Source organism: Pseudomonas sp. MSSRFD41, from assembly GCF_014230245.1.
Taxonomy (GTDB): Bacteria; Pseudomonadota; Gammaproteobacteria; order Pseudomonadales; family Pseudomonadaceae; genus Aquipseudomonas; species Aquipseudomonas piscis.
This window is the reverse complement of the sequence record NZ_JACKZK010000003.1, coordinates 360014-381296: the sequence shown is the minus strand read 5'-3', so window position 1 is coordinate 381296 and position 21283 is coordinate 360014. Positions and strand designations below refer to the sequence as shown.

Sequence of the window (21283 nt, the reverse complement as noted above, 5' to 3'; positions counted from 1 at the left end):
TTGTCCATCCGGGTAAACCCCCCGGTATTGCGTAATGGGACGATGTTTGTCATGATTTCTCTCACTACAGCGTTATCGAATCAGCCGACCTCGTCCGTCGGCTTTTTTGTGCCCGGCCTCCGGGCGTTACTCCCGCTTGCGAAACGCTTGAATCGTTCCGCTCATAGTTTTCGGCCTGGTGCGATCTGTGATCGCCTGCTGAATCGCAAACTTGGCCAACTGTTCTAGGGATACCCCCCTGAACTCAGCCTCTTCCTGGAAGGCCTTCAGCTCTTCCTCATCAAGCAATTCACCGAGAACCAAACCGCTGTCTTGTTCCGACATATGCTCTCCGGTCCCTACTGGGTCCCTGCGGTAGTACTTCAGGCTGCGTTGGTGTCCCGCTTAAAATCAGCAACAGATTGGTGAAGCCAGGACTTCAGAATCTCCCGGGCCAAAACAGCTTTTGGGGTCCTGTGAATACGGGCAGCGCTTTGCAGCCACTCGTCATACTCGTCATCCAGCAGAACCTTGGTCTGGTTGATGTGCTTGTGATTGGGGCGTGATAAGTCGCTCATGCGTGGACTTCTCCTTATGCAGCTTCAGATGGATAAAGGTCTGGACGGAGCTCATGGCGGGAAACGCCAGTAGCTTTTTCGATTTCTATTGCTCGCTCGGCAGGCACACGACCAGAGGCGCACATCTTCTGCACGGCCTGCGGAGTGACCTTGAGGATGCGAGCTAGGGCTGATTGGCCGCCTGCGGCCTTTACAGCTCTATGTATGGCTAGCTCTTTCATTTTCACCTCAAAGTTACAATTACAACCCAAGGTTACCCAATGGAGCCATTTTCTACAACCAATATTCGCAGTGATTTTTACAACTTCCGGTTGCATCATTCAGGCATGAGTACAATCGGAAAGCGCATAGCGCAAAAAAGAGAATTGGCTGGCTTGAACCAGTCGGAGCTAGCCAGGCGACTTGGTTTAACTCCTCAATCCGTCCAGAAATGGGAGGCAGAGGAGTCGACCCCTCGTGGGCGAAGACTTGAAGAAATAGCCTTAGCCTTGTCCACAACTACGGCCTATCTAGTGGCCGGTGTTGATGGCCTCCCTCCCCCTAGATCCAATATGGAAATGCTTGAGCCAGTATCCGTATGGGATGACGACACCCCGCTAGAGGGTGATGAGGTGTACGTGCCATTCCTTAAAGAGGTCGAACTGTCTGCCGGGAACGGCCGCACTTCAATACAAGAATCCTCCAATAGAAAACTCAGATTTGGCCGCATAAGCCTGCGGAACAAGGGAGTAGATCCGGGTAGTGCAAGATGCGTAACAGTCGTTGGCAACAGCATGGAGCCCATTCTGCGAAATGGGTCAACCGTTGCTGTTGATACGAGCAACACGCGGATCGTTGATGGAGACATGTATGCCATTGATCACGCAGGACAATTGCGAATCAAGCAGCTTTATAGGTTGCCTGGTGCCGGGCTTAGGATAAGAAGCTTCAACCGCGATGAGCATCCGGATGAGGAATATACCGAAGCCCAGGTAAGAGACCATGAGATCACCATTCTCGGCCGCGTGTTCTGGTCTGGTGGATTTCACTGACAGGAGTTAGCAATGGATGTTCTTCTTGCCCTTGTAAATGTGGTGGGATCGGTATTTTCTCTAATTTTGATACATCTGGCTTTTGAATCATTATGGCTAAAGCTTCTGGGCAGGGTATTGGCTGGCGAGCTTAGATCCATCGCAATAAAGCTAAGGATGACTGTTCAGGCGCTTGACTACCCAGAAAACGCTGATGAATCCATAGCAGTACTTCTTGAGCGGAATAGCCCTGATCTTATCAGAAATCGGATATCTGATTTCCTTGGAAGCCTTGCGACAGGTCTGTTCTGGATTGCATCCGCGGCCGAAGTAATTATTTTTGTATGGATTTCTTGGACCTGCTGGGAAGAGAAAAGCCTAGATCTAGTTGGGATGTGGCTTCTTCCAGTGGTTCAAATTTCTCTTGTCGCAGCCTTATCCATCTTAGCCATAAGTAGCTACCTTCTAACTGGAAGGATTCCTGGTCAGGCTCGACGAACCAGGAATGCAGCTCTAGCTAGCTGACCCATAAGCCCGCCAATCGCGGGCTTTTTTTCACCCACAAAAACAACTGTAAGTTACTGATTATTATGAGATACAACTTTTATTCAAAAAAATTACAACCAAAGCTCTTGCGCTTTGTAACTTTTGGTTGTAGATTTATTCCAACGCCGGCCAACACCGGCCATCAACAAGGCAGCGATGAACCGGCCTCAACGGTTCAGAGGGTTGGCAACTGACCCGGGTGTGCAGCGTAAAGCACCAGAAGCAGTTATCCGGCGGGGAGTTCCGCGGCCGGAGTCAACAAACAGAATGGGGGCTACCGCACCAGTAGTGCCGAACCCCAAGGCGCAAGACAGCTAGAGGGGTGCTGATTCACTCCTCTTCCTGGTTTTACAAATGCCTCTCCAACCCCGGGAGGCATTCGAAAGCCACGAACGGAGCAGGACGATGACCAGAGAAGAAGCATACGATTACATCGGGAAACTGGCAGAGGAACACGCGCTGATCCTACAAGCCTTCGGCGGCGTGATGACGATCGTTCATCCGGTTACGCAGCGCGAGTACGGCGTTGAAGCCAAATGCTTGTACATGGCTGGCCAGGGTCCTTATCCGGAGGAAAAGCAGCCCGAGTCGAAACCAGTTCAACCGGGTCAACAAGAGTTGTTCGTGGCATGACGATTTCACTGGCTGGCCTTCGACGAGGGCCAGACGGGAAATCAACCGGAGAGCCCCATGATTACTCCCGAACAAGCCGAGAAAGTGACCCACAGCCTTATCGAGAGCTATCTCAACGACGCCAACCCCAACAACGTCGATGACGTTGAAAGGCTGCTGCTGAAGCTGATGAGCATGGCCGGTCTGGCGCTGGCGGCAACGCTCGGCACTGAGCGAGCGATTTCAATTATCCAGAGTGTGGCCGCAAACGTTGAAAAGCAGGCACACCGAGCCCGTGTCGAGTTAATCCGCCGCCACTGATAGATCCTTCAAGAAGGAGCAGGACCATGACCAAGCAACAGCTGATCAAGAAAGCCCGCGAGTACAACCACCACCTGGTGGCTCACGTCAAAGCGGACCGTACCTGGGCCGCCGACCTTGCAGCCGATACCCGCGACGCTGCGATCGCTGAAGCGCGCAACGCCTAACCTAACGAAAGGAATACCAACATGAGCGCACAAGAGAACATTCCACCTGCCATCGGCGAAATCTGGCCCGGCCAAGGCGGCATCTACGGCGGCCTTCGCCAGTACCCCGAAGGCCTTTGTCACGTCATCTACGCTGCCGAAGACGTCAATGGCCGCCACGCCTGGGGCTCGTACGGTGACAAGATTGAAGGCACCGGAAGTCGCACCGATGGCCGCGCCAACACCTCAGCGCTCATCGCCCTCTCGGGCAAGCACCCTGCAGCCATTGCAGCTACCAGTCACACCGCAGACGGTCACGCGGACTTTTACTTGCCTTCGGTCGGCGAGCTACACCACGCCTGGCAGTACCTGCCCGAGTCGTTCGCAACCGATTGGTACTACTGGTCGAGTTCGCAGTACTCAGCCAACCTCGCCTACATCATGGACTTTGTAGATGGCTGGCTCAACCTCTACGCCAAGTACCGCGAGCGTCTTGTCCGTCCTGTCCGCAGATTCCTTCAGTGATTCATTCCTTCAGTTACTTCTGACAACCAGCGCCACGTGAGCCTGTCGTTAACTGCCCGATGCCCTGCTCCCCATCGCAGGCTGCATCGGTGATTCATCTGCTCGCGGAAACGGCAGGCATGCCAATGCCGCTTGAGGCTGGTAACTCAGTCAGGTAGAGGCCAGTGCACGGGAGGTCGCGGGTTCGAATCCCGCTCAGCCGAACAGATGAATCACCGATGCATCCCGCATCCCCTTCCATTCACATCGACCGCATTGGCAGGCGCCAGGCCACCTTCACGGTGGGTTTGGTCACTCGCGCCTGGCTCCTGGCCAATGCGGTCCTGAGGATCACCAAATGAGCGGAATGAGCGTTTCCGGCCAGGTCATGATTCAAGAGCCTGCAGCCGGCGGATTCTTGGCACAGGTCTCCCCGACACCCCTTGATGCGGCCATTCAGCTGCTGCGAGTGATGATTCGCCGCGCTGCTGACGGGCAGCAGGCCATGGCCCAAATCGAAAGTGCCGTAGCCGAGCTGATCAGCGAGGAGCGACATGATTTGGACATGGAAGCAGCAACCGAGCGCCGCCGCCGTGGAGAAGAGCCATGAGCGGCTGGCAGCCGATTTCCTCGGCGCCGCGCGACGGTACTGAGGTGTTGCTTGCATCAATTGGCCAGAAGTTCGACGGCGTGCCGATCCCGGATCGGGTAACGCTGGGGCACTACACCGTAGGCGATGAACTCCTGAAGCACGTAGGCGACTGCGGCGGCGTGTGTAGATGCCCTGAATACGAAGACATCGAGCCCTTCTGGATGTCGTGGGATGGCGGATTCACCGAAGAGAACCCGCCAACCCACTGGATGCCACTTCCGGCTCCACCCACCGAGTAACCCACCACCTGGAGTCGACCATGCAAACAGCAATGCAGATTTGCCAGGACCGGTACGACGCCATGCTGCCTCCTGAGCCGGTGGATAATTCTGAGGCTGAACGGATCTGGGTCGACAACGCGGCCTATGACCTGCTGGACGGGCAAGACGTGAAGTTCCAGCGCCGTATGCGAACCCCCCAGGGCGTGACGCATGAGCAGTTCTCCCAGGCCGTTGATGAATACGTGATGGCTAACGTCAACAGCCCTTCGGTGATCGGACGACTGGTCCTGGCCGCGATACGCAGGGATACGTCAGACGCCCATGGCGCTGCTATAGAGGCTATTTGCAGCCCTGACCACAGGGAGGCGCTGTTCGAGATTGCCAGAGTCCTCCTTCGCCCTCTCGCTGCTGATGGCCTGATCGCTCAGGCCGAGGATGACGAGCTATGAGCCCTCATGCCATTGCTGTGAAAGCCATCGAGGCAGCTATCGAAACGATGCTGCTCCCCGGCGCCGGCGAGATCGAAGAAGCCAAAGCAGAGACGACCATAGTCAACTACTTCTCGATCCTTGTAATCAGTTCTGATGAGTTCAAACACTACTGTGAGCGCGTTCGGCGAATCGTTGAGCGCCGCAAGGAGGCAGCATGAACACTATGACCCTCGCGTTCACCCACAAGTCTTGGTTTGGCGCCCTCTCGCTGGCTCATGACGCCGGTATCGAAAACGTCCATGCCTGGAGCCGCCGAGCCTGCCTGTGCGGTGAGTGGACTGTTGCTTACGAGGTGAAAGCATGAAGATCTTCCAGATCATCCTTGCCATCATCATCGTTCTCTACGCCTACAGCAGCCTCACAGAGCAGGAGGAGATCAAGCAGCTCCCTCCTCCGGCGATGCACAAATGAGCCGCCAGCGCGCAAGGCGTCTCGCCTACTGGCGCGGCTCCCTCCCCGCCTTACTCTTCTTCTCATTCTTGATGCTGCTCGGCGCTCTTGCTGATCGCGTCACTTCCTAAATCATCGACGGCGCCCCTCTCCGGTGGCGCGGAGAGCAATCATGTCCACAGTAGCTACGGTTGAGCGCAACACACCACCAGTGGTCATCGGCGAGGCCGCAACCATCCTGCAGATTATTCAGCAGGTCGCCATGTCCCCCAACGCTGACATCGACAAGATGGAGCGCTTGATGGTCATGCACCGGAGCATCCAGGCTGAACAGGCCAAACAGCAATTCGATGAGGCCCTGGCTCAGATGCAGGAAGAGCTGCCCGTCATCGGCGAGCGCGGCGGCATCAAGGACAAGAACGGCCGTATCCAGAGTACCTATGCACTCTGGGAAGATATCAACGAGATGATCAAACCCGTTCTGGCCCGCCATGGCTTCGCCCTCTCCTTCCGCACGCCGCGCAGTGAACGCGGCATCGAGGTCGAGGGAGTGCTGAGTCATCGGGCTGGCCACCGCGAGACCACTTCGCTTGTTCTGCCAGCCGACACCAGCGGCAGCAAGAACGGCGTTCAGGCCGTGGCATCGAGTGTGAGCTACGGAAAACGCTACACCGCCGGCGCCCTGCTCAACTTCACCACCACCGGCGAGGACGACGACGGTAACGGTGCTGTAGTGACGCCGCGAGTGACCTCGGTACAGGCCGCGCAACTGGCCATGCTACTGGAGCGCTGCAGTGACAAGGCCAAAAAGGCATTCGCGAGCATCCATGGCGCGCCGTCCGCCGTGGAGAAAGCGGCTTTCGACCAGGTTCTAGGCATGCTCAGCAAGTCCGTCAAACAGCACGAATCGTCGCCGCAGGAGGCCCAAGATGCAGATCATCACTGATGTCGAGCAGGGTACCCCGGAATGGCTCACCCTTCGCCTGGGCATCATCACCTGCTCCGAGCTGGACTGTCTGCTAGTCGCCGGCAAGGGTGAGGCCGGGTTCGGTGTGGCCGCCTTCACCTACATGGACCAGTTGATTGGAGAGCGAATCACTGAGGAGGCAGCCGAGATTCCATTTAAGACCGCGGCTACGATTCGCGGCCACGAATTGGAGGGCGTCGCCCGGGGCCTGTACGAGGAACGCGAAAGCATCAAGACCCGCTCGGTCGGCATCATCCTCAACCACGGCATTGGCTACTCTCCTGATGCTCTGGTCGGCGACCAGGGTCTGACCGAGATCAAGACCAAGCTCCCAAAGTTTCAGGTCAGCGTCATCCTGAACGGTGAAGTGCCCAAGGAGCACGTCGCCCAGTGTCAGGGTGGTTTATGGGTGTCTGAACGCGAGTGGCTTGACTTCATCAGCTACTGGCCAGGCATGCCACTCTTCGTGAAGCGCGTATATCGAGACGAGGCAATGATTCGCAAGCTCAACGAACGAGTGAAGACCTTCTACGAAATCCTCGACGAGCGCATGGAAAAGGTCATGCGTTCTGCCGCATAACCCAAGGAATCACGATGCCTACTCTTACCGATATCGGCCGCATTGGCCGCGATGCTGAACTTCGCTACACCTCGAACGGCGATGCCGTGTGCAACCTTGCAATCGCTTGCGACTACGGCCGCAAGGGACAGGATGGCAAGCGCCCTACCCAGTGGGTGGATGCCACGCTCTGGGGAAAACAGGCTGAGGCCATGGCCCAGTACCTGATCAAAGGTCAGCAAGTTCACTTCACGATCGACGACGCCCACGTCGAGGTGTTCACCAAGTCCGACCAGACGCAAGGCGTGAAACTAACTGGCCGGGTGATCGTCATCAAGTTCGCCGGCAGCCCACCGCAGCAATCACAGAGCAGCCAGCAGTCTCAGCAGCCACGCCAGCAACAGCGCACCCAACATCAGCCAGCCGCTCAGCATCAGAACCAACAGAGTGGAAACGGACCTGACTACGAAAGCTTTGACGACGATATCCCGTTCGCCCCACTCCACCACCTAGCAGGTGCATAGCCATGCAGAAAGCATCCTCTGGAGTTGTGACGCTGCCGGCATGGATGAACAAACCAGTAAAGAAGCTATACAACACCCGAAGCGGCGGACAGTACAGACCAGACGACATTGCCCTGGCATTTGCATTGAGCCTTCGCATTCACGACAGCGCTGATGAGTTAAGGGCGCTAGCGTGGAGGCTGGTAGACAAGGTCTGCCTTGAACACCAGCCAAACATGAAGCGCCTGGCCCGCGATCCCGACGATGCCAAGGTGTTCGACGGCGCACTCAAAATTATCAATCGTGTCTGCGATCTGCTTGGCTGCGACCCTGGAACAAAGTTCGTTCGCAATGACGAGCTAAACGACGCCGCTTAACCCCTAATTTTGCTGAGCATCCGATCTCCGGAGGCCAGCGCACACCCGGAGAAAATCATGACTCAACATGAGCAAAACTCTATTTCCGCATCGGATCTTCCCGAGCGTGGCCAACCCCTCGCGGGTGGAACATTCGTCACCCGCTACTGGCTCAACGGCGCCGAGCGCGCCCTGATCCTGCTGCCTGACGAGCTCAGTGGGCCCTGGGGCGAATACGATCAGGATGTCGCCGACGCCAAGAGCTACAGCGACGGGGCAGCGAATACCCGTGCCATGGCCGAGGCGGGAAGTGATCTCGCGACAAGGGTGCTGGAGCTGGATGCGCATATCCCTTCCCACCTTGAAGGCGCTCTACTTATGTCCGCCAAGGCCGACGACTTGGTCACACTGCGCGAAGATCGCTGGCATTGGCTGAGCACGCAGTACTCAGCCAACCACGCCTACACCCTGGCCTTTGGAGATGGCTGGCTCAGCCTCAGCGGCAAGGTCTACGTACGTCTTGTCCGTCCTGTCCGCAGCCTTCCTATTCAGTGATTCATTCCTTCAATGCTTTTCAGCAGGCGATTCCGGGTACGCCAGGATAGCGTTCAGACCAGAAGCTCGCCGGGAAGCGCCGGCCGCCTGCATCTATTTCACCTAGGAGCAAGATCATGCAGATCAGCATTCCAGTTGACGACCCTTTGGCGTCGAGCCTCATGAAACTCGGCCTCGAGAAATTGCTTGGAACCAAACCGATCATCACTGAACAATCAGTAGTTCCAACCTTGGGTTCGTATTGGCCCGGCCAAGGCGGATATAACGCCGGACTGATGCGCGGAGAAAATGGCTCGCTGGATTATTACCTGATCGTTCCACTACTGACTGAGCAGATCCGTGCTGAATGGGGCGGCTACGGCGAGGAATGCGAAGGTGCAACTAGTTCCGGCGATGGCGCGGCCAACACAAAAGCGCTGCTTGCAGACAGCAATGAACACCCAGCAGCAAAACTGGCCAGCGAGTTCACCGCAGATGGTCACAGCGACTTTTACCTGCCGGCTCGGCGAGAGCTTCAGGTCGCAGAGGCGAACGTGCCAGAGCTGTTCGAGAAGGCCTATCACTGGTCCTCTACGCAGTACTCAGCCAACGGCGCCTACACCATGGGCTTTGGAGATGGCTGGCTCTACTACGACGGCAAGAACCTCGAGCGTCTTGTCCGTCCTGTCCGCAGATTCATTCCTTAATTCAGTTCTTCATTCATAGGCGCGGAGCGCCTTTGCTTTCGGGAGGCCAGGATGGCCATTCACACAGACTTAGAGATTCATAAGGTAGCCGAAGAACTTCTCGGCTTGGCGCTTGACCTTGTCCGAAATATACCGAGAGACCTCAAGCAGGTTGTTGGTTCAAAGATCCGTGACGAATGCCTGGCAGCACTGGTTCTGATCGGTCGGGCCAACATGGCCAGGGACAAGCTGCCACACCTGAACCTCCTGCTCGAAAGCATCTGGATGCTCAACTACCTGCTTCGCGCGCTCGCCAATAAGGGCCTGATCAGCAAGGGGCAGCATGCAAGAGCAATGAAGCTCACTGCATCTGTAGGTCGTCAGGCCAACGCTTGGAAGAAATCCGCAACCGCGCCCGCTGCTTGAGGGTTAAGGCTCTCCTGCCTGTGCGCTGAATCTGGTCGTGCCGCTGTCCAGTTGGACACCGCTATGCGCACTAGAGATACCGCCGATCTAAAGCGTTCGGGCTGGTCTCGCGCAGTTTCTTTGCTGATCGGTATCACCTTCAGCAGAGCGACGTAGATAGCACGACAGGTCGCAGTACTCAGCCAACAACGCCTACAACATGGACTTTGAAGATGGCTGGCTCAACAACAACGACAAGAACAACGAGCGTCTTGTCCGTCCTGTCCGCAGATTCGCCCGTTGCGAGCTTCACCTTCGAGGAATTGGCCAAGGCCTACTACGACTGCCGGCGGCACAAGCGGAATACCGCGAGCGCCCGACGCTTCGAAGTGGACATGGAATCCAACCTCCTCGACCTATTCGAAGAGCTCCAGGCCGGAACCTACCGGCCTGGTCGCTCCATCTGCTTTGTGGTCACCAGGCCAAAGGCCCGCGAAGTGTGGGCCGCCGACTTCCGCGACCGCATCGTGCACCACCTGCTGTACAACCGCATCGGCCCACGGATCGAGCGCAGCTTCATAGCGGACAGCTGCGCCTGTATCCCCGGGCGCGGCACGCTGTACGCCGCAAAGCGCCTTGAGTCGAAGATCCGCAGCGCCAGCGAGAACTGGTCGAAGCCAGTTTTCTACCTGAAGCTCGATCTGGCCAACTTCTTCGTCGCCATTGACAAGCAGGTGTTACGCCAGCAGTTGGCCAAGCGCATCACCGAACCCTGGTGGCTTGCCCTGGCCGAACAGATCCTGATGCACGACCCGCGTGAAGACTACGAAGTACGCAGCCCGGCACATCTGTTCAACCGGGTACCGCAGCACAAGCGACTCACTGCACAGCCTGCGCATCTTGGCTTGCCGATCGGCAACCTTTCCTCGCAGTTCTTCGCCAACGTGTACTTGGATGCGCTGGACCAGTTCGCCAAGCACCAGCTACGCGCCAAGCACTACATCCGCTACGTCGACGACTTTGTGTTCCTGCATGAGTCGCCGCAACAGCTCAACCAATGGCTGGTCCAGGTCGAAGAATTCCTGCCCAGTCTGGGCGCCCGGCTCAATCCCAGCAAGACCATCCTGCAGCCTGTCGACCGCGGCGTGGACTTTGTCGGGCATGTGATCAAGCCCTGGCGGCGCACAACCCGCAAGCGGTCGCTGGCTCAGGCACTGAAGCGAACCGCCGCAGCACCTGCCGAAGATCTGCGCGAGACAGCAAACAGCTACTTCGGCCTGCTTGGCCAGGCCAGCCATAGCGCAAAAGACCGGGAGAAGCTTGCCCGACTTGTTCTGCTGCGCGGCAACAGCGTCAACTCGGCGCTGACCAAGACCTTCAAGAAGTCGTAACCATCTATCACCACCCGGGCGTGCCCCGGATAGGACTCCTCATGCCAACAGAAGCCCAACACCTGGAGCAGCGAGTAGCTGCCCTTCAGTCAGATCTCAACGCCCGGGACCAGGCCCTGGACGACGCAGCAACAGAGAACAACGAGCGCGAGCTGTCACGGCGCAGCTGGTTCGACGAGGCGCAGAGACTGCAAGCGCTACTGGCTGATCGGGATGCTGAAGCTGCAGTTTGGGAAAAACGCGCATGCGAGGAAGCGACCAAGCTGCACGACGCTGAAATTAAGCTGGCCGAGCGGGATGTGCTGCTGCGGCGTATCACCGGAAGCGATCACCAGGACTCCCTGCGAGCCATTGGGGAGGCTGCCGCGCTATCCGCCAGCGCAGAGCCGGCACCGCAGGTCGAGCGCGACGAGCGGGCCGACTTTGAGGCGTGGTTTAACTCCAAGCCTGCCTATGTGATCGATTGGCATGGCGCCGATCCCCACGACCATGGAAAAACGATGGACGCCTGGGAGGCATGGCAAGCCCGCGCCGCCCTGGAGCGCAAGCCATGAGCGAATGCTACGCCGGAATTGGCGAATGCCTTGACCATGGAAAAAACAAAAACCTACACCCAAGAGGCTATGCCAGGGTAAGGCATGAAGGAAAATCGCAAGTTCTGCTTCATAGAGTCGTTTACGCCAAAGCTAACAACTTGGATATCAAAGACCTAGATGGACTTGTGATTCGTCATCGATGTGACAACACAAGATGCATAAGGCCTGACCATCTTATCCCTGGAACCGATGCGGATAATAAACGTGATGCCATTGAGCGCAACAGAGCGGCTCGAGGTGAGCATCACGGAAATGCAAAACTCACAGATGCCGCTGTGCGGCTATGCAGAGCCATGTACATACCGCGAAGCCGTACTCTTGGTACGCACGCACTCGCCAGAAAATTCGGCGTTTCTCAGTATGTGATTTCCCAGGCCATTCGCGGTTTAAGCTGGAGCCATCTCAATGAGCAGTGACTTTTTGGAAGTCCCGCGTGAGCTGCTGGCGCAGGCGCTCGGCGGTGAAATGAAAGACGTGCTTGCTGCGCAAAGAAAGCTGCGCGCCCTTCTCGCCCAGCCTGCCGAGCAGCCCGCGCCGGCTGCGGTGGTGCTGCCTGAGCGCCAGGAGTACAGCAAGTTTGACCCGGACACGGCCTACCAGGAAGGCTGGAACGCCTGCATCGACGAAGTAGCGGATCTCAACCCTCCCCAGCAGTAACTACCCCTTCCCCACTTTCAAGCCAGCCGCAGCAGCGGCAAGGACAAGTCATGCCTGAAGAAAATGAAGTTAAGCCCTGGTCCGGTGAAGGCCTGCCGCCTGTTGGGGCGGTGTGCGAGTTCGCGGGCGGCACCAATTGCGCGGCCGACCCATTCGACAAGGACCTAAAAGAAGGCGCCAAGGTGACGATCATCGCTCACTTCAAGTGCGGCGACTTCACATTGGCAGCCTTCACTTTTGACCCTGAAAATCCAGATCGCGGGATGGTTCAGGTAGAGCAGGGCAACTTCGGATGTTTCCGCCCCATCCGCACCCCAGAGCAGATCGCGGCGGAAGAGCGGATGAGGGGGATTGAAGAGCTCCGCGCCAATGCCCCAGGCATCGCTTGGCTGTCTGCCGCTGCTATCTATGACGCCGGCTACCGCAAGGAGGTGCAGCCATGATCCTCCCCGCCCTGTACATGGCCTACCTGATCTACAGGGGGCCAAGGCCATGACCGAACAAAGCACAAAGGAATTCTACTCTGTCGATCAAGCCTCTCAGCATGCCGCCGACTGGTGCAGGCGCAATCCTGCATGGCGCCGGATCTGCGATATCCCGGACATCTCCATGTTCGAAAAAACCTACGGTGAGATCCCAAAGCGTGAGCGCGCCTACTGGGAAAAGAACGGCGGCGAAGAATGCTGGCGTGAATTCGGCACCGGAGGAACCAAGGTTCCTACCGGATTCATCTCTGGAAAGGGCGAGTTTTTCGACCACGTCCTCAAGGTGCCACTCCATCACAACATGATGATGGTGTACCGCGTGGGCAAAGGCTGGAGGCCATGACTACGAGAGTTGAAGAATCCTCTCGCCCCTGAAGCAGTGCCCCGGCGCAACGCCGGCGGCAATCAGACACACCTCAAACCAACACTCAGACAGCCTGCAGCCGCGGGCGGGAGTCGCCTGTGTCCACTATCGAACTACAAGAAGGCCGCAACTTCGCGGCAGAAATGCTGATGCATGCGTCACACCTGCCGCGGTCGATGTTCGACGACCGCGGACCAGTCGAGACAATGATCTGCAATCTCGAGCAGTCAGCTCAGTGCAAGCCTGCTGACTATGCCAAGGGAATTAGACAAGTCATCGAGGTAGCACGACATGGCAACTGCTGAATTGCACGGCCAGAAAATAACCCCATTCGAACAGGGATATGCCGCCTTCTTGCGCGGCGTAAGCCTCGAACACAACCCATTCGAAAATTCCCCCTACTCAAAACAGAAATGGGTAGACGGCTGGAATAAAGCACAGCGTGAAGCATGGAGGAAGACATGAGCGAAATCACAAGAGGTGTGATCGGCATGCCACTTGAAACTTGCCAATTGCGCCATTGCATCGGCGTAGCCATGAGCAAAGGGGGTGAGGTGTGAGTCTGGTCAGATACAAAACCATCGAGCAGTTCTCACGGGAGTCCGGGTATACACCGGACGCCATCCGAACCAAAATCCGCGACGGCAAATGGCCGAAGCATGTCGTCTGGCGCAAAGCTCCAGATGGAAGAGTTCTAATAGACGTAGAGGGATATTACTCATGGGTCGAGATGGGGGAGGCGTCCGCGCCGCGTCTGCAAGTAGTATCGAGATCACATTCCAGTTCCAGGGTGTCCGGTGCCGTGAGCGCATCCAGCTCAAGCCCACCGCCGCTAACCTGAAGAAAGCCGAGCTGCACAAGGCAGCAATTGAACATGCAATTCTCGCCGGAACCTTCGATTACGCCACAACCTTTCCAAACTCGAAGAAGGCCCAGGCCTTTCGACCGCCAGAGGACAAGAAAAATCTTGGCGTGTACCTGGTCGAATGGCTGGACAGGAAAAAGCTGCAGCTCAAGTCGAGCACTGCAGAGCACTACCGTGAAATGATCATGGGCCGCTTGGTGCCCATGTTTGGCAGCTTGTCGCTGGGCGAACTGTCTCGAAAGCATGTTAGGGACAGGCTTTCGCAATACAAGGCGGGGAACAAGACCTTGACCAATCTTCAGAGCTGCCTTCGGTCGGCTCTAAATGATGCGGTAGAAGACGAAATTCTTGATGTGAACCCAATGGTTGGCTGGAACTATCGGAATCGGGAGGAGCTGAAGGAGGACGATGACGTCGATCCGTTCACGGCTGAAGAACAGGCGGCAATCCTGGCAGCTACACCAAAGGATCGTCAGGCCCAGGTGATCTTCTCATTCTGGACTGGAATTCGCCCGAGCGAGCTTATTGCTCTTGAGTGGGGGGATATTGACTGGATAGGCGGAGTTGTTCGAATCGTTCGTGCCAAGACCCGGGCGGCTAATTCGCCGGAAACTCCAAAAACAGCTAGTGGCAGACGGTCAGTGAAGCTGCTTGGCCCTGCACGAGATGCGCTGCTCAAACAGAAGGCTCAGACCTTCTTGGCTGGCGGCCGGGTATTCATGAATCCTAACAGCGCCCAGCCATGGGAGGAATCTGGGGAAATCAGAAAGGTGATCTGGCTCCCGGCTCTGCGCAAGGCCGGGGTCAGATATCGGCGTCCATACCAAACACGACATACCTATGCGTCGATGATGCTGTCGGCTGGAGAACATCCGATGTGGGTAGCCAGCCAGATGGGTCACAAAGATTGGACAATGATTGCCAGAATTTACGGCCGTTGGATGCCATCCGCTGACACCGACGCCGGGGGCCGTGCAGAGGCTCTTTTCGGCGGTAATGCCAAGGTTATGACAACATTGTCTCTACAGGCCCCATTACACGGTAGTTTCCCCAAGGATACTAAAGTGGCGCCTATTGTCACTGGCCGCTGCGGCCCGGGACTCTAGACTCAGGTAGGCTCCTTGCAGAGCACCCGCTCACATGACAACAAGCACCGAGACCGCAGCCATGGAAAACGTCCGCCAGTTCCACAGCTTCGCCGAGTTCTACCCCTATTACCTGAGCGAACACAGCGACAGCACCTGCCGCCGCCTGCACTTCATCGGCACCACCCTGGTGATCTTCCTCCTGGCCCTGGCCATCGGCAAAGGTGCCTGGCTGTTGCTGCTGGCCTTGCCGGTGGCGGGCTACGGCTTTGCCTGGGTCGGGCATTTCTTCTTCGAGAAGAACCGCCCCGCGACCTTCCAGCATCCGCTGTACAGCCTGCTGGGCGACTTCGTCATGTACCGCGACATGCTGCTGGGCAAGGTGCCCTTCTAGGCCGGGCCACGGCCCGAGGGGAGAGGTTGCTGCAAAGGTGGCGCGAGCCGGTCGGCCCGGTTCAGGCCAACGCGAACCCCGGGATTCAGGCAGGTTCGGCCAGCTTCATGCGCTCGGCCTTGAGCTGGGCCTCGCGGGCCTGGGCCTCGGCCAGGCGATAGAGCTCGATGGTGCCATCCCAGTGCTCGATCAGCGCCGTGCAGGATTCCACCCAGTCCCCGCAGTTGAGGTACTCCACCTCGCCCACCTTGCGGATCTCGGCATGGTGGATATGGCCGCAGACCACGCCGTGCAGCTCGCGCTTGACGCATTCATGGGCGATGGCTTCCTCGAAATCACTGATGAAGCTCACGGCGGTCTTGACCTTGTGCTTGAGGTAGGCCGACAACGACCAGTAGCCATAGCCGTAGCGCGCTCGCCAGTGGTTGAGCCAGCGGTTGAGGGTCAGGGTGAACTCGTAGGCCGAATCGCCCAGGAACGCCAGCCAGCGGTGATAGCGGGTGATGACGTCGAACTGGTCGCCGTGGATCACCAGCAGGTGGCGGCCATCCGCGGTGACGTGCACCGCCTCGTCCACCAACTGGATGTTGCCCAGGATCAGCTTGGAATAGCGCCGCAGGAATTCGTCGTGGTTGCCGGTGACGTAGATCACCTCGGTGCCGCGCTTGCTCATGGTCAGCAAGCGGCGGATGACGTTGGTGTGGGCTTGGGGCCAGTACATCCCGCCCCGCAGCTTCCAGCCATCGATGATGTCGCCCACCAGGTAGATGCGATCGGCCTGATAGCTCTTGAGAAACTGCGCCAGGTGCTCGGCCTGGCAATCCCGGGTGCCCAGGTGCACATCCGAGATCCATAGGGTGCGTACCCGCTGCTTGCGGCTGGGTTTGGCGAGTTCGGCATGGGTCATGGACGCTCTCCGGGATTTTTTGCGAGCTTGCGCCCAAGCGGTTAATGGCCCATGACGGATATGCGGCAGAGCGATGACAGCGCGAAAGGCCCGACGGCCGGTGTAGACTGCGGGCCTGCCAAGGAGACCGCGATGGGATCTATCCTCACCCTGCGCCACTATAGCCACGACCTGATCGCCCACAGCCACGAGCATGCGCAACTGGTATTCGGCCTTTCGGGCCAACTCGACTTCGAGGTCGAGGGCCAGGGCAGCCAAGTGCGGCAGCAGAGCTTCGTGGTGGTGCCGGCCGGCGCCCGGCATATCTGCGGCAGCCCCGGCGGCAGCCAGTGCCTGGTGCTGGACATACCCGGCGAACATTGGCTCGGCCAGTCCCTGGGAGAACATGCCGAGGCCAGCCGGCGCTTGCTCGACAGCCCGCGGCGCCAGGTCCTGGCGCCGAACCAGAGCCGCCTGGTCAACTGGCTGGCGGACAGCCCGGTGGACGACCCGGTGATCGCCCAGCAAGGGGCGGTGCTGCTATTGGCCAGCCTCAACCAGCCGGCCGCTGGCCACCCTGGTGAACGACGCCTGCCTTTTGCCGCGCTGAACGCCCATATCGATCGCCACGCCGCCCATCCCTTGCAGGTGGCCGACCTGGCGCGAATCGCCGGTCTGTCTGGCACTCGCCTGCACGCGCGCTTCATCGCCGAATGCGGGCGCACGCCCATGGACTACGTGCGCAGCCGGCGCCTGCACATGGCCGTGGAACTGTTGCGTGGCTCATCGATGCCCATCGGCGAGGTGGCCGAGCGCGTAGGCTATGGCTCCCAGAGCGCTTTCTCGGCGGCGATATTGCGCGAATTCGGCCGCTCGCCCCGCCAGTTGCGGCAAGAAGCGCACGCGAGTTGCTCGACAAAAGCCAGCAGCCTCGCGACAGACGACATCGGTGCCGGCCCCGTAGACTGAGCCCATCGTCCCGGCCATCACGGCCCGTCTTGCGTTAAGGAATGACATGACCCCGCGTACCGCCCTTGGCGCCCTGCATATCGGCGCACTGATGTTCGGCCTGACCGGTGTGTTCGGCAAACTGGCCGCCGCTTCACCGGCGGTCATCGTATTCGGCCGCGCGGCCTTCGCCGTGCTCGCCCTGGGATTCTTCGCCCGCCTGGCCAGTAATGCGCCCTGGCAGCGGCTGGCCACCGGCGACTGGTTGCGCTTGCTGCTCAGCGGCCTGCTGCTGGCGGGCCACTGGGTGAGTTTCTTCGTCTCGGTCAAGATCGCCGGCGTGGCCATCGCCACCCTCGGTTTTGCCAGCTTCCCGGCCTTCACGGTGATTCTCGAAGGCTTGATCTTCCGCGAGCGGATCCGCACCAACGAGATCCTGCTGGTAGCCCTGGTGAGCATCGGCCTGGTGCTGGTCACCCCGGACTTCGACCTCGCCAGCCAGGCCACCACCGGCCTGCTCTGGTCCGTGGCCTCGGGCTTGCTGTTCTCCCTGCTGTCGTTGAACAACCGCGCCGGCTCGGGACGGATTCCAGCGGTACAGGCGGCGCTGTGCCAGAACCTGGTGGTGGGCCTTTGCCTGCTGCCGGTGGCGGCGCCGGAACTGGCCGAGGTACGCGCCATGGACTGGCTGTGGATCAGCCTGCTGGGCATCTTCTGCACCGGCCTGGCCCACAGCCTGTTCGTCGCCAGCCTGGCGGTGATCAAGGCACGCACCGCGGCGGTGGTCTTCGCCCTGGAGCCGGTCTACGGGATCACCGTGGCCTGGGTGCTGTTCGGCGAGAACCCGACCCTGCGCATGCTGCTGGGCGGGGCCTTGATCATCACCGCGATCGTGGTCTCCAGCCGCCTGTCCGCGGGTTCAGGCAGCAAGGGCAAAACCGCCCAGGCCAGCTCTCACTGAGACCGGTCGTTGTGGCCCAGGTCGCGCTCGGGATCGATGCAGTCGCGGACCCGTTGCTTGAGCACCTTGGCTTCGGGAAAACCGCCATCGGCCTTGCGCTCCCAGATCTGCACGCCATCGCACTGGATACGGAAAGTACCGCCGGTGGCGGGCTCCAGGGAGACCTTGGCCAGGTCCTCGCTGAAGGTGCTCAACAGCTCCTGGGCCAGCCAGGCCGCTCGCAGCAGCCACTGGCACTGGGTGCAATAGGTGATGGTCACTTCGGGCTTACGTTCAGTCATGGTACGGCCAGGTCCTGAGTTAGAGGGCGTCGCTATAATAGCCGGCTTTATCGCCAGCCCCGAGAAGCCTGATGCGCCGCTTGCTGTCTTGCCTGTTGCTCTGCCTGCTCCCCGTGATCGCCCCTTGCGCCGAGCCTGCGCCTCCGAAAATCGGCCTGGTGCTGTCCGGTGGCGCCGCCCGCGGCCTGGCCCATGTCGGGGTGCTCAAGGCCCTGGAAGAACAAGGCATCCGCATCGACGCCATCGCCGGCACCAGCATGGGGGCGGTGATCGGCGGGCTCTACGCCTCGGGCTACCCGATCGACGAGCTGGAGAAGCTGGCCCTGGAGATCGACTGGAAGCAGGCCCTGTCCGATGCGCCGCCCCGGGAAGACGTGCCCTTTCGGCGCAAGCAGGATGACCGCGATTTCCTGGTCAAGCAGAAGCTCAGTTTCCGCGACGACGGCAGCCTGGGCCTGCCGCTGGGCGTGATCCAGGGCCAGAACCTCGCCCTGTTGCTGGAAAGCAAGCTGGCCCACGCCAGCGACACCCGCGATTTCGACAAGCTGCCGATCCCGTTCCGGGCGGTAGCCACCGATATCGCCAGCGGTGAAAAAGTGGTGTTCCGCAAGGGCCACCTGCCCCAGGTGATTCGCGCCAGCATGTCGATCCCGGCGGTATTCGCCCCGGTAGAACTCGACGGCCGGCTGCTGGTGGACGGCGGCATGACCGACAACATCCCGCTGGACGTGGCCCGGGAAATGGGCGTGGATATCGCCATCGTGGTGGATATCGGCACGCCGCTGCGCTCGCGCAAGCAACTCAATACCGTGGTCGACGTGCTGACCCAGTCCATCACCCTGATGACCCGGCGCAACTCCGAGGAACAGCTGGCCGCGCTGCACAAGGACGACGTGCTGGTCCAGCCGGCGCTCTCGGCATTCGGCGTCACCGATTTCGGCCGTGCCCAGGAGATCATCGACGCTGGCTACCGCGCCACCCGCATCCTCGACACCCGACTGGCCCACCTGCGCCGGGAAAATCCGCAGCCCGCACAGCTCACCGCCGCCCGCCAGCCCAGCCAGCGCACGCCGATCATCAGCCAGATCAAGGTGGAAAACGATTCCAAGGTCAGTGACGACGTCATCCGCTACTACATTCGCCAGCGCATCGGCGAGCCCCTGGACCTGGGCCGCCTGGAAACCGACATGGGCACCCTCTACGGCCTGGACTTCTTCGAGCAGGTGCAGTACCGGGTGATCCACAAGGGCCAGGACAATACCCTGGTGATCAGCGCCCGGGGCAAGCGCAGCGGCACCGACTACCTGCGCCTGGGCCTGAGCCTGTCCGATGACTTGCGCGGCGACAGCGCCTTCAACATCGGCGCCAGCTACCGCATGAACGGCATCAACAGCCTCGGCGCGGAATGGCTGACGCGACTGCAGATCGGCGACCGCCAGGAACTGTACAGCGAGTTCTACCAACCACTGGATGCCGGCTCGCGCTACTTCGTCGCCCCATTCATCAGCGCGCAGTCGCAAAACGTCGAGGCCACGCTGGACAACGACCCCATCGCCGAATACCGCATCGAGCGCTACGGCTTCGGCCTCAACCTGGGCCGGCAGATCGGCAACAGCGGCGAGGTGCGCTTCGGTGTGGGCGAAGCCTGGGGCAACGCCGATGTGCGCATCGGTGACCAGGACCTGCCGAAGCTGCACTTCAACGAAGGCTACTATCAGCTGCAGTACTCCTTCGACTCCCTGGACAACGTCTATTTCCCCCACTCGGGCGAAGACGTCCACCTGACCCTGCGCCAGTTCGAACCGGGCCTGGGCTCGGACAAGCACTACCGGCAATGGGAGTTCAAGCTGGACAAGGCCCTGAGCAGCGGCCCCAACACCTTCATCCTCGGCGGGCGCTATGGGCGGACCCTGGACGCCGCCGACGTGGTGACGTCCAGCTTCCTGCTGGGCGGCGCACGACAGTTGTCAGGGTTTCGCCAAGACGCCCTGTCGGGACAGAACATCAGCCTGGCCCGCGCGGTGTATTTCCGCCGCCTCACGCCACGCTCCTACCTGCCCCTGGACTTCCCGCTGTACCTGGGCGGCTCCCTGGAACGGGGCCGGGCCTGGAACAACGACAACGCCTTCGACAGCGGCTACATCAACGCGGCCAGTATCTTCCTGGGCTTCGATACGCCACTGGGGCCGCTGAATTTCAGCTATGGCTTCAACGACGAAAACCAGAAGGCCCTGTCGCTGAACCTGGGCCAGACCTTCTGACAAGCGTGCGCCAGCGGCCCGCTGGCGCAGCGGCGACCAGCAGGACCAGCAGTGAAGGGAGATGATGGAGACCGGAGCCAGGCGGCTCCGGTCGAAGACTTCAGGACTTTTCCAGGTTGGCCAGGATACGTCCGTGGACACGCATGCAAACCCGCATGTCTTCTTCATCGACGCCGATGAACAATTCATGGCGCAAGGCGGTGGCGATGGTCTCGATCTGGTCGATCAGGGGGCGCGCCGAAGGGCAGAGGACGATTTTCTTCGCCCGGCGGTCTTCCATCACCGATTGCCGCTGGACCAGGCCCTGGGTTTCCAGGCTATCGAGCAAACGGGCCAGGGTCGGCCCTTCCACGCCGACGCTTTGCGCCAACTCGCGCTGGGTCGGTGCCTCTTCGAAACGGGCCAGGTGCAGCAGCACCAGCCAGCGGGCTTGCGACAGGCCCAGGCCAGCCAGGCGGCGGTCCAGTTCAGCACGCCAGCCGCGGGACATATGCGCCAGCTGCATGCCAAAACGGTGTTCATCGGTCAACGGCATAAAACACTCATGATCAGGCTGAAAATAAAGAAAAACTAATTATTAGTCAGCTAAGCATGCCCCTTGCCAGTAGGCAAGTTCTGTAAGGCACTGAATCGTTACAACATTGACGCA

At 59.4% G+C, this 21283-nt stretch carries 36 protein-coding genes and 1 tRNA gene; 31 read left to right on the top strand and 6 right to left on the bottom strand.

Annotation, left to right across the window (positions count from 1 at the left end):
• Positions 1 to 126 precede the first annotated feature (126 nt).
• Genes H7A76_RS08795 through H7A76_RS08785 form a run of 3 tightly spaced genes read right to left on the bottom strand, consistent with a single transcriptional unit; the run spans position 127 to position 778 of the window.
• Positions 127 to 324 (bottom strand): hypothetical protein, encoded by a 198-nt coding sequence (locus H7A76_RS08795; protein WP_185698139.1) that lies wholly within the window; start codon positions 322 to 324, stop codon positions 127 to 129.
• Positions 325 to 362: 38 nt separating this feature from the next.
• Positions 363 to 557, bottom strand: a complete 195-nt coding sequence (locus H7A76_RS08790) for a hypothetical protein (RefSeq protein ID WP_185698138.1) — start codon at positions 555 to 557, stop codon at positions 363 to 365.
• A gap of 14 nt (positions 558 to 571) precedes the next feature.
• The gene (locus H7A76_RS08785; protein WP_185698137.1) at positions 572 to 778 is read right to left on the bottom strand and encodes a transcriptional regulator; all 207 of its coding nucleotides are present in this window, start codon (positions 776 to 778) and stop codon (positions 572 to 574) included.
• 105 nt (positions 779 to 883) lie between these two features.
• Here H7A76_RS08785 and H7A76_RS08780 point away from each other — a divergent pair, with 105 nt between their 5' ends.
• From H7A76_RS08780 to H7A76_RS08645, 28 genes are all read left to right on the top strand, one after another.
• Entirely contained in the window at positions 884 to 1588 is a 705-nt protein-coding gene (locus H7A76_RS08780; RefSeq protein WP_185698156.1) for a helix-turn-helix transcriptional regulator, read from the top strand.
• Between the two features lie 12 nt (positions 1589 to 1600).
• Positions 1601 to 2092, top strand: coding sequence for a hypothetical protein (locus H7A76_RS08775; RefSeq protein WP_185698136.1), 492 nt, complete (start codon positions 1601 to 1603; stop codon positions 2090 to 2092).
• A 426-nt stretch (positions 2093 to 2518) separates the two neighbouring features.
• A complete protein-coding gene (locus H7A76_RS08770) occupies positions 2519 to 2746 on the top strand; it encodes a hypothetical protein (RefSeq protein WP_185698135.1) in 228 nt (75 codons plus the stop codon).
• Between the two features lie 57 nt (positions 2747 to 2803).
• A complete protein-coding gene (locus H7A76_RS08765) occupies positions 2804 to 3046 on the top strand; it encodes a hypothetical protein (RefSeq protein ID WP_185698134.1) in 243 nt (80 codons plus the stop codon).
• A gap of 26 nt (positions 3047 to 3072) precedes the next feature.
• Positions 3073 to 3213, top strand: coding sequence for a hypothetical protein (locus H7A76_RS08760; RefSeq protein WP_185698133.1), 141 nt, complete (start codon positions 3073 to 3075; stop codon positions 3211 to 3213).
• A gap of 21 nt (positions 3214 to 3234) precedes the next feature.
• The gene (locus H7A76_RS08755; RefSeq protein ID WP_185698132.1) at positions 3235 to 3717 is read left to right on the top strand and encodes a DUF1566 domain-containing protein; all 483 of its coding nucleotides are present in this window, start codon (positions 3235 to 3237) and stop codon (positions 3715 to 3717) included.
• Between the two features lie 135 nt (positions 3718 to 3852).
• Positions 3853 to 3920 (top strand) — tRNA-OTHER (locus H7A76_RS08750).
• Between the two features lie 134 nt (positions 3921 to 4054).
• Positions 4055 to 4306, top strand: a complete 252-nt coding sequence (locus tag H7A76_RS08745; protein WP_260497932.1) for a hypothetical protein — start codon at positions 4055 to 4057, stop codon at positions 4304 to 4306.
• Positions 4303 to 4587, top strand: a complete 285-nt coding sequence (locus H7A76_RS08740; protein WP_185698131.1) for a DUF551 domain-containing protein — start codon at positions 4303 to 4305, stop codon at positions 4585 to 4587. The genes H7A76_RS08745 and H7A76_RS08740 overlap by 4 nt, the downstream gene beginning before the upstream one ends.
• A gap of 20 nt (positions 4588 to 4607) precedes the next feature.
• The gene (locus H7A76_RS08735) at positions 4608 to 5018 is read left to right on the top strand and encodes a hypothetical protein (protein ID WP_185698130.1); all 411 of its coding nucleotides are present in this window, start codon (positions 4608 to 4610) and stop codon (positions 5016 to 5018) included.
• On the top strand, positions 5015 to 5218 hold the full coding sequence (locus H7A76_RS08730; protein ID WP_185698129.1) for a hypothetical protein: 204 nt from the start codon (positions 5015 to 5017) through the stop codon (positions 5216 to 5218). The genes H7A76_RS08735 and H7A76_RS08730 overlap by 4 nt, the downstream gene beginning before the upstream one ends.
• Positions 5215 to 5364, top strand: coding sequence for a hypothetical protein (locus H7A76_RS08725; RefSeq protein ID WP_185698128.1), 150 nt, complete (start codon positions 5215 to 5217; stop codon positions 5362 to 5364). Before H7A76_RS08730 ends, H7A76_RS08725 begins: the two co-directional genes overlap by 4 nt.
• Before the next feature lie 258 nt (positions 5365 to 5622).
• Positions 5623 to 6396, top strand: coding sequence for an ERF family protein (locus H7A76_RS08720; RefSeq protein ID WP_185698127.1), 774 nt, complete (start codon positions 5623 to 5625; stop codon positions 6394 to 6396).
• The gene (locus tag H7A76_RS08715; protein WP_185698126.1) at positions 6380 to 6997 is read left to right on the top strand and encodes a lambda exonuclease family protein; all 618 of its coding nucleotides are present in this window, start codon (positions 6380 to 6382) and stop codon (positions 6995 to 6997) included. The genes H7A76_RS08720 and H7A76_RS08715 overlap by 17 nt, the downstream gene beginning before the upstream one ends.
• A gap of 14 nt (positions 6998 to 7011) precedes the next feature.
• Positions 7012 to 7500 carry a single-stranded DNA-binding protein gene (gene ssb, locus H7A76_RS08710; protein WP_185698125.1) on the top strand — a complete coding sequence of 163 codons (489 nt, stop codon included), beginning with the start codon at positions 7012 to 7014 and terminating at the stop codon, positions 7498 to 7500.
• Between the two features lie 2 nt (positions 7501 to 7502).
• On the top strand, positions 7503 to 7856 hold the full coding sequence (locus H7A76_RS08705) for a hypothetical protein (RefSeq protein WP_185698124.1): 354 nt from the start codon (positions 7503 to 7505) through the stop codon (positions 7854 to 7856).
• Positions 7857 to 7913: 57 nt separating this feature from the next.
• Complete coding sequence (locus H7A76_RS08700; protein WP_185698123.1) at positions 7914 to 8390, top strand: hypothetical protein; 477 nt, start codon at positions 7914 to 7916, stop codon at positions 8388 to 8390.
• Between the two features lie 116 nt (positions 8391 to 8506).
• Positions 8507 to 9076, top strand: a complete 570-nt coding sequence (locus H7A76_RS08695) for a DUF1566 domain-containing protein (RefSeq protein WP_185698122.1) — start codon at positions 8507 to 8509, stop codon at positions 9074 to 9076.
• 51 nt (positions 9077 to 9127) lie between these two features.
• On the top strand, positions 9128 to 9481 hold the full coding sequence (locus H7A76_RS08690) for a four helix bundle protein (RefSeq protein ID WP_185698121.1): 354 nt from the start codon (positions 9128 to 9130) through the stop codon (positions 9479 to 9481).
• Positions 9482 to 9693: 212 nt separating this feature from the next.
• Positions 9694 to 10851: an RNA-directed DNA polymerase gene (locus H7A76_RS08685; RefSeq protein ID WP_185698120.1), complete on the top strand. Its 1158-nt coding sequence runs from the start codon at positions 9694 to 9696 to the stop codon at positions 10849 to 10851.
• A gap of 41 nt (positions 10852 to 10892) precedes the next feature.
• Positions 10893 to 11405, top strand: a complete 513-nt coding sequence (locus tag H7A76_RS08680; protein WP_185698119.1) for a hypothetical protein — start codon at positions 10893 to 10895, stop codon at positions 11403 to 11405.
• The gene (locus tag H7A76_RS08675) at positions 11402 to 11863 is read left to right on the top strand and encodes an HNH endonuclease (RefSeq protein ID WP_185698118.1); all 462 of its coding nucleotides are present in this window, start codon (positions 11402 to 11404) and stop codon (positions 11861 to 11863) included. Before H7A76_RS08680 ends, H7A76_RS08675 begins: the two co-directional genes overlap by 4 nt.
• Positions 11853 to 12104 carry a hypothetical protein gene (locus H7A76_RS08670; protein WP_185698117.1) on the top strand — a complete coding sequence of 84 codons (252 nt, stop codon included), beginning with the start codon at positions 11853 to 11855 and terminating at the stop codon, positions 12102 to 12104. The genes H7A76_RS08675 and H7A76_RS08670 overlap by 11 nt, the downstream gene beginning before the upstream one ends.
• A gap of 50 nt (positions 12105 to 12154) precedes the next feature.
• The gene (locus H7A76_RS08665) at positions 12155 to 12547 is read left to right on the top strand and encodes a hypothetical protein (protein WP_185698116.1); all 393 of its coding nucleotides are present in this window, start codon (positions 12155 to 12157) and stop codon (positions 12545 to 12547) included.
• A gap of 49 nt (positions 12548 to 12596) precedes the next feature.
• Positions 12597 to 12932, top strand: coding sequence for a hypothetical protein (locus tag H7A76_RS08660; protein ID WP_185698115.1), 336 nt, complete (start codon positions 12597 to 12599; stop codon positions 12930 to 12932).
• Positions 12933 to 13244: 312 nt separating this feature from the next.
• A complete protein-coding gene (locus H7A76_RS08655) occupies positions 13245 to 13418 on the top strand; it encodes a ribosome modulation factor (protein WP_185698114.1) in 174 nt (57 codons plus the stop codon).
• A 255-nt stretch (positions 13419 to 13673) separates the two neighbouring features.
• A complete protein-coding gene (locus tag H7A76_RS08650) occupies positions 13674 to 14924 on the top strand; it encodes an Arm DNA-binding domain-containing protein (protein ID WP_185698113.1) in 1251 nt (416 codons plus the stop codon).
• Positions 14925 to 14985: 61 nt separating this feature from the next.
• Positions 14986 to 15297, top strand: coding sequence for a DUF962 domain-containing protein (locus tag H7A76_RS08645; protein ID WP_022642985.1), 312 nt, complete (start codon positions 14986 to 14988; stop codon positions 15295 to 15297).
• A gap of 85 nt (positions 15298 to 15382) precedes the next feature.
• On the opposite strand, the gene H7A76_RS08640 is transcribed toward H7A76_RS08645, so the two are convergent.
• Complete coding sequence (locus H7A76_RS08640) at positions 15383 to 16204, bottom strand: UDP-2,3-diacylglucosamine diphosphatase (RefSeq protein ID WP_185698112.1); 822 nt, start codon at positions 16202 to 16204, stop codon at positions 15383 to 15385.
• 132 nt (positions 16205 to 16336) lie between these two features.
• Between H7A76_RS08640 and H7A76_RS08635 the strand changes: the two genes are divergently transcribed.
• Positions 16337 to 17152, top strand: a complete 816-nt coding sequence (locus H7A76_RS08635) for an AraC family transcriptional regulator (RefSeq protein WP_185698111.1) — start codon at positions 16337 to 16339, stop codon at positions 17150 to 17152.
• Between the two features lie 46 nt (positions 17153 to 17198).
• Entirely contained in the window at positions 17199 to 18092 is an 894-nt protein-coding gene (locus tag H7A76_RS08630) for a DMT family transporter (protein WP_185698110.1), read from the top strand.
• Here H7A76_RS08630 and H7A76_RS08625 read toward each other — a convergent pair.
• Positions 18086 to 18373 (bottom strand): SelT/SelW/SelH family protein, encoded by a 288-nt coding sequence (locus H7A76_RS08625; protein ID WP_185698109.1) that lies wholly within the window; start codon positions 18371 to 18373, stop codon positions 18086 to 18088. The genes H7A76_RS08630 and H7A76_RS08625 overlap by 7 nt on opposite strands.
• A gap of 71 nt (positions 18374 to 18444) precedes the next feature.
• Between H7A76_RS08625 and H7A76_RS08620 the strand changes: the two genes are divergently transcribed.
• Positions 18445 to 20634, top strand: a complete 2190-nt coding sequence (locus H7A76_RS08620; protein WP_185698108.1) for a patatin-like phospholipase family protein — start codon at positions 18445 to 18447, stop codon at positions 20632 to 20634.
• Positions 20635 to 20734: 100 nt separating this feature from the next.
• Here the strand turns inward: H7A76_RS08620 and H7A76_RS08615 are convergent, their stop codons facing one another.
• Positions 20735 to 21169 (bottom strand): MarR family transcriptional regulator, encoded by a 435-nt coding sequence (locus H7A76_RS08615; protein ID WP_085595951.1) that lies wholly within the window; start codon positions 21167 to 21169, stop codon positions 20735 to 20737.
• Positions 21170 to 21283 lie beyond the last annotated feature (114 nt).

What these genes read in the sequence shown, in the direction of transcription:
- H7A76_RS08795 (WP_185698139.1), bottom strand. Translation starts at nt 324, where the DNA reads ATGTCGGAACAAGACAGCGGTTTGGTTCTCGGTGAATTGCTTGATGAG.
- H7A76_RS08790 (WP_185698138.1), bottom strand. Translation starts at nt 557, where the DNA reads ATGAGCGACTTATCACGCCCCAATCACAAGCACATCAACCAGACCAAG.
- H7A76_RS08785 (WP_185698137.1), bottom strand. Translation starts at nt 778, where the DNA reads ATGAAAGAGCTAGCCATACATAGAGCTGTAAAGGCCGCAGGCGGCCAA.
- H7A76_RS08780 (WP_185698156.1), top strand. Translation starts at nt 884, where the DNA reads ATGAGTACAATCGGAAAGCGCATAGCGCAAAAAAGAGAATTGGCTGGC.
- H7A76_RS08775 (WP_185698136.1), top strand. Translation starts at nt 1,601, where the DNA reads ATGGATGTTCTTCTTGCCCTTGTAAATGTGGTGGGATCGGTATTTTCT.
- H7A76_RS08770 (WP_185698135.1), top strand. Translation starts at nt 2,519, where the DNA reads ATGACCAGAGAAGAAGCATACGATTACATCGGGAAACTGGCAGAGGAA.
- H7A76_RS08765 (WP_185698134.1), top strand. Translation starts at nt 2,804, where the DNA reads ATGATTACTCCCGAACAAGCCGAGAAAGTGACCCACAGCCTTATCGAG.
- H7A76_RS08760 (WP_185698133.1), top strand. Translation starts at nt 3,073, where the DNA reads ATGACCAAGCAACAGCTGATCAAGAAAGCCCGCGAGTACAACCACCAC.
- H7A76_RS08755 (WP_185698132.1), top strand. Translation starts at nt 3,235, where the DNA reads ATGAGCGCACAAGAGAACATTCCACCTGCCATCGGCGAAATCTGGCCC.
- H7A76_RS08745 (WP_260497932.1), top strand. Translation starts at nt 4,055, where the DNA reads ATGAGCGGAATGAGCGTTTCCGGCCAGGTCATGATTCAAGAGCCTGCA.
- H7A76_RS08740 (WP_185698131.1), top strand. Translation starts at nt 4,303, where the DNA reads ATGAGCGGCTGGCAGCCGATTTCCTCGGCGCCGCGCGACGGTACTGAG.
- H7A76_RS08735 (WP_185698130.1), top strand. Translation starts at nt 4,608, where the DNA reads ATGCAAACAGCAATGCAGATTTGCCAGGACCGGTACGACGCCATGCTG.
- H7A76_RS08730 (WP_185698129.1), top strand. Translation starts at nt 5,015, where the DNA reads ATGAGCCCTCATGCCATTGCTGTGAAAGCCATCGAGGCAGCTATCGAA.
- H7A76_RS08725 (WP_185698128.1), top strand. Translation starts at nt 5,215, where the DNA reads ATGAACACTATGACCCTCGCGTTCACCCACAAGTCTTGGTTTGGCGCC.
- H7A76_RS08720 (WP_185698127.1), top strand. Translation starts at nt 5,623, where the DNA reads ATGTCCACAGTAGCTACGGTTGAGCGCAACACACCACCAGTGGTCATC.
- H7A76_RS08715 (WP_185698126.1), top strand. Translation starts at nt 6,380, where the DNA reads ATGCAGATCATCACTGATGTCGAGCAGGGTACCCCGGAATGGCTCACC.
- ssb (WP_185698125.1), top strand. Translation starts at nt 7,012, where the DNA reads ATGCCTACTCTTACCGATATCGGCCGCATTGGCCGCGATGCTGAACTT.
- H7A76_RS08705 (WP_185698124.1), top strand. Translation starts at nt 7,503, where the DNA reads ATGCAGAAAGCATCCTCTGGAGTTGTGACGCTGCCGGCATGGATGAAC.
- H7A76_RS08700 (WP_185698123.1), top strand. Translation starts at nt 7,914, where the DNA reads ATGACTCAACATGAGCAAAACTCTATTTCCGCATCGGATCTTCCCGAG.
- H7A76_RS08695 (WP_185698122.1), top strand. Translation starts at nt 8,507, where the DNA reads ATGCAGATCAGCATTCCAGTTGACGACCCTTTGGCGTCGAGCCTCATG.
- H7A76_RS08690 (WP_185698121.1), top strand. Translation starts at nt 9,128, where the DNA reads ATGGCCATTCACACAGACTTAGAGATTCATAAGGTAGCCGAAGAACTT.
- H7A76_RS08685 (WP_185698120.1), top strand. Translation starts at nt 9,694, where the DNA reads ATGGCTGGCTCAACAACAACGACAAGAACAACGAGCGTCTTGTCCGTC.
- H7A76_RS08680 (WP_185698119.1), top strand. Translation starts at nt 10,893, where the DNA reads ATGCCAACAGAAGCCCAACACCTGGAGCAGCGAGTAGCTGCCCTTCAG.
- H7A76_RS08675 (WP_185698118.1), top strand. Translation starts at nt 11,402, where the DNA reads ATGAGCGAATGCTACGCCGGAATTGGCGAATGCCTTGACCATGGAAAA.
- H7A76_RS08670 (WP_185698117.1), top strand. Translation starts at nt 11,853, where the DNA reads ATGAGCAGTGACTTTTTGGAAGTCCCGCGTGAGCTGCTGGCGCAGGCG.
- H7A76_RS08665 (WP_185698116.1), top strand. Translation starts at nt 12,155, where the DNA reads ATGCCTGAAGAAAATGAAGTTAAGCCCTGGTCCGGTGAAGGCCTGCCG.
- H7A76_RS08660 (WP_185698115.1), top strand. Translation starts at nt 12,597, where the DNA reads ATGACCGAACAAAGCACAAAGGAATTCTACTCTGTCGATCAAGCCTCT.
- H7A76_RS08655 (WP_185698114.1), top strand. Translation starts at nt 13,245, where the DNA reads ATGGCAACTGCTGAATTGCACGGCCAGAAAATAACCCCATTCGAACAG.
- H7A76_RS08650 (WP_185698113.1), top strand. Translation starts at nt 13,674, where the DNA reads ATGGGTCGAGATGGGGGAGGCGTCCGCGCCGCGTCTGCAAGTAGTATC.
- H7A76_RS08645 (WP_022642985.1), top strand. Translation starts at nt 14,986, where the DNA reads ATGGAAAACGTCCGCCAGTTCCACAGCTTCGCCGAGTTCTACCCCTAT.
- H7A76_RS08640 (WP_185698112.1), bottom strand. Translation starts at nt 16,204, where the DNA reads ATGACCCATGCCGAACTCGCCAAACCCAGCCGCAAGCAGCGGGTACGC.
- H7A76_RS08635 (WP_185698111.1), top strand. Translation starts at nt 16,337, where the DNA reads ATGGGATCTATCCTCACCCTGCGCCACTATAGCCACGACCTGATCGCC.
- H7A76_RS08630 (WP_185698110.1), top strand. Translation starts at nt 17,199, where the DNA reads ATGACCCCGCGTACCGCCCTTGGCGCCCTGCATATCGGCGCACTGATG.
- H7A76_RS08625 (WP_185698109.1), bottom strand. Translation starts at nt 18,373, where the DNA reads ATGACTGAACGTAAGCCCGAAGTGACCATCACCTATTGCACCCAGTGC.
- H7A76_RS08620 (WP_185698108.1), top strand. Translation starts at nt 18,445, where the DNA reads ATGCGCCGCTTGCTGTCTTGCCTGTTGCTCTGCCTGCTCCCCGTGATC.
- H7A76_RS08615 (WP_085595951.1), bottom strand. Translation starts at nt 21,169, where the DNA reads ATGCCGTTGACCGATGAACACCGTTTTGGCATGCAGCTGGCGCATATG.